Below are 1,127 nucleotides of genomic sequence, written 5' to 3' on the forward strand. Positions count from 1 at the left end.
TTCTATTTGATAATTTAGATATCTCTAATAAAATAGTAAACGTCGCAGTAAATAAGCCATAACTGCTACAGCACATATAATTCCTAGTTGTCCTGGTAAAGGAAAAATAGAATATCTATATATAGCTTCAAATAAAGATAATGACTCTACCTTTTTCCAGCCGAAAATACTGCTAATAATTAGATAACTTAATCCAGTTGCATGAATACTTAACAAACCGCATAAACAACTAAAAGTTAATGATTCTAGCTTGGGATATGCTTGAAAAGCCAAATTTCCACATATCCATGCCCCAGGAATAAAACCCAATAAATAACCAAAACTAGGTTCTCTCAAATAACCTATACCACCACCTTGACTAAAGACAGGCAATAAAGTTAGACCTAAAAATATATAAGCAATTTGAGAAATAACAGCAGCATTTTTTCCACCCAAACAACCGACAAACAAAACAGCACCAACTTGGTAAGTTACTCCTAACGAAAAAGTTTTAACTTCTTGTTGTTCCCAAATCCAAGTTGGACTTGCAAAAGAGGCGGGTAAAAATGTTGCAGCAATTGTCAAGAGTAAACCTGTAATTGCCCAAAGTAGTTGAACTGTAATTGTCACGGCAATTAACAATTATTTCTTAAATATAAAAAATTATTATACCACCTCTGTAAGCATTTCCTACGGAATGCTGCGCAAACAGCCGTCAGCCATCAGCCATCAGCTATTGTTTTTGGTTTTAGATAACAATTTATTAACTAACGTCAAATTAGAGCTTACTACATAAACTTAGCCTTATTGCTGATAGCTGACAGCTAATAGCTGAATGCTTTTGGAATAGGAGCTTCCCCACCTTTGAGACCTAAAGATTCAAGCATGGCTTGGTCTGTTTCTGGAGGTTGACCAAGAGTAGTCAGATAATGGCCAATTAACATAGCATTAATACCAGCCTTTAAGCCCAAGGTTTGCAATTCTCCCATAACAGCTTCCCGGCCACCAGCGTAGCGAATAATTTGCTCTGGTAAAATCAGACGGAAAATAGCGATCGCCTTCAAAGCATCGTAGGGGTCTAACTTTGGCAATTCACCTAAAGGTGTACCTTCACGAGGGTTTAATAAATTTAAGGGTACAGACTCAAC

The 1,127-nt window shown here is 36.6% G+C and carries 1 protein-coding gene and 1 pseudogene; both read right to left on the reverse strand.

Annotated elements, in window-relative coordinates; all coding sequences use genetic code 11:
- Positions 1–24: 24 nt before the first annotated feature.
- Positions 25–609: a biotin transporter BioY gene (locus AC3DU7_RS29530; RefSeq protein ID WP_488042811.1), complete on the reverse strand. Its 585-nt coding sequence runs from the start codon at positions 607–609 to the stop codon at positions 25–27.
- Positions 610–803: 194 nt separating this feature from the next.
- Positions 804–1,127, reverse strand: a pseudogene (locus tag AC3DU7_RS29535) (biotin synthase BioB); the annotation flags it as partial.

This window comes from Okeania sp. (assembly GCF_983059655.1).